The sequence below is a fragment of the Marilutibacter maris genome (assembly GCF_006546735.2).
Classification (GTDB): domain Bacteria; phylum Pseudomonadota; class Gammaproteobacteria; order Xanthomonadales; family Xanthomonadaceae; genus Marilutibacter; species Marilutibacter maris.
Genome location: NZ_VICD02000174.1, coordinates 1 through 4,623 on the forward strand (window position 1 = coordinate 1; position 4,623 = coordinate 4,623).

6 protein-coding genes are annotated in these 4,623 nt (G+C 71.2%); all 6 read left to right on the plus strand.

Translation table 11 applies throughout. From position 1 onward, the window contains the following. Window positions 1-521 precede the first annotated feature (521 nt). Window positions 522-956, plus strand: coding sequence for a type II secretion system major pseudopilin GspG (gene gspG / locus FKV24_RS10495; protein WP_111265618.1), 435 nt, complete (start codon window positions 522-524; stop codon window positions 954-956). A gap of 33 nt (window positions 957-989) precedes the next feature. Beyond that, on the plus strand, window positions 990-1,460 hold the full coding sequence (xpsH, locus tag FKV24_RS10500; protein ID WP_141482345.1) for a type II secretion system protein XpsH: 471 nt from the start codon (window positions 990-992) through the stop codon (window positions 1,458-1,460). Then, window positions 1,457-1,918: a type II secretion system protein XpsI gene (gene xpsI / locus FKV24_RS10505; RefSeq protein WP_141482346.1), complete on the plus strand. Its 462-nt coding sequence runs from the start codon at window positions 1,457-1,459 to the stop codon at window positions 1,916-1,918. Before xpsH ends, xpsI begins: the two co-directional genes overlap by 4 nt. Next, window positions 1,915-2,592 carry a prepilin-type N-terminal cleavage/methylation domain-containing protein gene (locus FKV24_RS10510; protein WP_223250271.1) on the plus strand — a complete coding sequence of 226 codons (678 nt, stop codon included), beginning with the start codon at window positions 1,915-1,917 and terminating at the stop codon, window positions 2,590-2,592. The genes xpsI and FKV24_RS10510 overlap by 4 nt, the downstream gene beginning before the upstream one ends. Next, window positions 2,589-3,509: a type II secretion system minor pseudopilin gene (locus FKV24_RS10515; protein ID WP_249040990.1), complete on the plus strand. Its 921-nt coding sequence runs from the start codon at window positions 2,589-2,591 to the stop codon at window positions 3,507-3,509. Before FKV24_RS10510 ends, FKV24_RS10515 begins: the two co-directional genes overlap by 4 nt. Further along, window positions 3,506-4,623 (plus strand): PilN domain-containing protein (locus FKV24_RS10520; protein WP_141482348.1); only part of this gene is annotated, 1,118 nt, incomplete at its 3' end. The genes FKV24_RS10515 and FKV24_RS10520, both read left to right, overlap by 4 nt.

Genomic DNA, 4,623 nt, shown 5'->3' on the forward strand with positions numbered 1-4,623 from the left:
ATCTCCCAAGGTTTGCTGCGCAAACCTTGGGCCCCGCCGCTGCGCTTCCAGACCCCCATTCGCGCTGCGCGCGAATCGCCCCCTGACTCAGGGGGCTGGGTCCATGCGTTCATGTCGTAGGAGCGGCGTAAGCCGCGATGAGGCATTCAATGGGAAGGCCCGGCCGTGGTTTGCGTGGCCGCTACGACGCGGCCGGCGGTAGGCCCTCCAGTGAGCGCTTCGGCGACCGCCTGTCGCGTGGCGGTGAATATTCACTCGGGCTGGACGGTCCGTAGCCCGCATGATGGCAATGGCGCAAACGGTGAGCGCCGTCGCTGAATGCGCACGTAGGGGATCATGGCGGCACTTCGTTCACATTTCGGTGTCTGAACATGAACCCCGTATCCTGCCTGCCCGCGTTAGTACCGCATGCCGACATGGAATAGGGTAAATATCAGGAGTTTCACCGCCTGCGCCCTGGATGCCCCCGGCGCGGGACCGTACGCATCCGCATCACCCGCCAGCTCACGAGGACGACCACCATGCGCAACCGCCGTTCCATTACCCGCAGTCCGTCTGCCAGCGCCCAGCGCGGCATGAGCCTGATCGAGATCATCATCGTGATCGTGCTGATCGGCGCCGTGCTGACCTTCGTCGGCAGCCGCGTGCTCGGTGGCGCCGATCGCGCCAAGGCCAATCTCGCCAAGTCGCAGGTCACCACGCTGGCGCAGAAGGTCGATTCCTTCCAGATGGATACCGGCCGCCTGCCGACCACGCTCGACGAACTGGTCACCGCGCCCAGCGACGCCCCCGGCTGGCTCGGCCCCTATGCCAAGGCGCAGGAGCTGAAGGACCCGTGGGGGCACGACATCGAGTACCGCACCCCCGGTGAGAGCGGTCCCTTCGACCTGGTGATCCTCGGCAAGGACGGCAAGGTGGGTGGCACCAGCGTCGATTCCGACGTCCGTTACGAGTAAGCGTTCCGCATCGTCGCCTCGCCAGGACCGCTCATGACCGTTCCGGGATCGAGTCGCCGTGTCCGTGGCGTTTCCCTGGTGGAGATGCTGCTGGTGGTCGCGCTGTTTGCGGTCGTCAGCCTGCTGGCGGCGGCGGCGATGAGCGGCGGCTTCAAGGGCATGCAGCTGCGATCGGCGGCCAAGGAGGTCGCCTCGCAGTTGCGCTACACCCGTGCCCAGGCGCTGGCGACCGGCGAAGTGCAGCGCTTCGTGATCGACCCACAGGGCCATCGCTGGGAGGCGCCCAACGGTCGCCACGGTGAGATTCCCGATGCGATCCGGATCCGTTTCACCGGCGCCCGCGAGGCCCAGCAGAGCGAGGGCGAGGGGGCGGTGATGTTCTTCCGCGATGGCGCCGCCACCGGTGGTCGCGTCCAGCTCAGCATCGAGCAGGCAGCCTGGAACATCGATGTCGCCTGGCTGACCGGCGAAGTGCGCCTGCGTCGCGCGGAGCTGGAACGGTGAGCCGGCCGGTCGGCGTCGGAAGCTGGCGGACCGCGCGTGCGCAGCGCGGCTACACCCTGATCGAGGTGATCGTGGCGTTCGCCCTGCTCGCGCTGGCGTTGAGCCTGCTGCTGGGCACGTTGTCGGGCGCGACCCGGCAGGTCCGCTGGTCCGGCGATGCCGGCCGCGCGGCCCTGCATGCGCAGTCGCTGCTGGATCAGCTTGGCGTCGGTACCCGGATCGAACCGGGCCGGGAGAACGGCGATTTCGAGGATGGGCGCTACCGCTGGACCCTGGAGGTCGCGCCGTGGGAAGACCCGGCGCTGCCGCCGGATGTGCTGGAGCCGGCCGGCGGTGCGCTCAACCGCTTGTACGAGCTGACCCTGGCGGTCGAGTGGGGGCAGGGCCGTCCCGGCGAGCGTCTGCGCTTGCGCACCCTGCGCCTGGTCCAGGGCGATCCGCTGGAGGCGTCGCCATGAGCGCGGTCCCGATGGGCAGGCGCCGCGGCGGCGGCCCGCGGCGGGCGTCGCGCGGATTCACCCTGATCGAGGTGCTGCTGGCCAGCGTGCTGCTGGCGGCCGGGCTGGCGCTGGCGTTCGCGACCCTGACCGCCGCGACCCGTACCGTCCATCGCGGCGAGGCGATGGCCCAGCGCGGCGAGCGCGAGCGGGCGGTGCTGGGCTTCCTCCGCCAGCGGCTGAGCGCGGCCCGTCCGGTCGCCTTCGACATGGATCAGGACACCGCCCTGCCGGTGCGCTTCATCGGCGAACCGGACCGCGTCCGCTTCGTCGCCGACCTGCCCGATTACCTCGGCCATGGCGGCCCCTATCAGCACGATTTCCGCATCGAGAGCGGCGACGACGGCCTGCGCATCGTTCTCGCCTTGGCGGTGGTGCAGTCTTCGCAGACCTTCGAGGAGCCCGACCCGCTGCCTCCCGAGCGGCTGGTCGACCGGCTGGAGGAGGCGCGCTTCCGCTACCGCGCGCTGGACGCCGACGGTGCCCTGTCCGACTGGCTGGATCGCTGGGAGACCAGCGAGCAGTTGCCGTTGCTGGTCGAGGTCACCCTGGTCGACGCCGACGGCCGCACCTGGCCGCCGCTGGTGGTCGCCTTGCCGCAGGCGGGCAGCCTGAGCGGCGGGGTGGTGTTGTGAACGTGGCGCGCGCGCGCGGTGGCCGCCATGCTCGTCAGGGGCGGCGCGCCCGGACCGGCGCCGCACTGCTGCTGGTGCTGTGGCTGATCACCCTGCTGACCGCGCTGGTCGGCGGCTTTGCGCTGGCGTCGCGGATCGAGGCGTTGCAGGGACGGGTGCTGGTCAGTGGCCTGGTCGCCGGCAACGCCGCCAGGGCCGGTATCGAGTACGCGATGACCCGGGTGGACCAGACCGATCCGCGCCTGCAATGGCGGCCCGATGGGCAGCCGTACACCTGGCGGTACGGCGGCGCCGAGGTCGAGGTGCGGATCATCGACGAGAACGGCAAGGTCGACCTCAACCAGGCCGACATGAATCTGCTGACCGAACTGCTGCGGGTGCTGGGCAGCGACCAGGTCGAAGCCGCGCGGCTGGCCGCGGCGATCCTGGACTGGCGCGACACCGATCCGCTGACCCAGGCGGCCGGCGGTGCCGAGGACGCCGACTATGCGGCCGCCGGCCGCGCCTACGGCGCCAAGGACGCGCAGTTCGAGAGCATTGCCGAACTCGAACAGGTGCTCGGCTTCACCCCCGAGATCTATGCCCGGATCGAGCCCCACGTGACCGTGTTCAGCGGCATGCAGCGTCCGGACAGCGCGTTCGCCTCGGCGGCGGTGCTGGACGCGATGGGGCTGGACGGAGAGCTGCTGGTCGACCAGCGGCGACAGGTCGATCCGGTGACCGGACAGCCGCTGCCAGGGGCCGGTGGGCAGGATCTCGTGGGCAGCCGGAGCGGCACGTATAGTATCGACAGCCGCGCGCGGCTAGCGGATGGCCGTGAGACGGTGTTGCGCGCGGTGGTCCGCAGCGGGGGCAGCGCCGTGCCGGGCATGGCGTATACCGTGTTGCGCTGGGAGGAGGGAGTGACACCACGATGACAGCATTGCGAGACCGCCTGGGGGCGATCGGCCGCGGGTCGAAAAGTGGCGCGGGCGCACGGCTGTGGCCGGGTGCTGGCCGCTTCCTGGCCTGGTGGGGACGCTCGCTGGCGTCCTGGCTGCCGCCGACCCTGCGCCGCGCGCTGGGCGTCGGTCGTGGGCGGCTGATGCTGCTCGCCGACGGCGACGAAGTCCTGTTGTCGCGGCACCAGGACGACGCCATGCGTCCGCTTGGACGGATCCCCGCACCGGCCGCCGCCGATGACGACATCGGCTTCGGTCCGGGCCAGACCTCCGCCGATCCGCTGGGCGGGCTGCTCACGCCGCGCCTGGCCGAACTGCCGCGCTGGTTGCTGCTGCCGGCCTCGACCTGCCTGCGTCGCCGCTTGCGGTTGCCGGCCGCGGCCGCCGATCGCCTGCGCGACGTGGTCGGCTTCGAGGTCGATCGGCAGACCCCGTTCGCCGCCGATGCGGTCGTCTACGACGCGCGCGTGCTCGGCCACCACGACGGCGACGGCCAACTCGATGTCGAGCTGGTGGTGGTGCCGCGCGCGGCGCTGGCACCGCAACGCGCTTCGCTGGGGGCGCTGGCCGCCGACCTCGCCGGTGTCGACGTCGCCGGTCCCGACGGCCTGCCGATCGGGGTCAACCTGCTGCCGCCGGGCGAACGCCGCCAGCAGCGCGATCCGTGGCGGGTATGGAACTGGGGCCTGGCGGCATTGGCGCTGACCGCCTGTGCGCTGATGCTGTGGCAGGTGCTGGAGAACCGCCGTGCCGCCGCCGATGCCTTCGAACAACAGATCGCGGCCCAGGCCGCCGCCGGACGCCAGGCGGCCGCGCAGCGCCAGCGGCTGGTGGCGTTGATCAAGGGGCAGGCCTTCCTCGATACCCAGCGTGCCGCGCGCCCGACGTCGGTCGAGGTCATCGACGAGCTGACCCGGCGCCTGCCCGACAGTACCTATCTGGAAAAGCTCGCGCTGGAGGACCGGCGGATGATGCTGATCGGCCTCAGCAGCGAGGCGCCGGCCCTGATCGGGCGCCTGCAGGGCGCGACCCAGTGGCGCTCGCCGGCGTTGGCCGGCGCGCTGCAGCCCGATCCCGCCAGCGGCCGCGA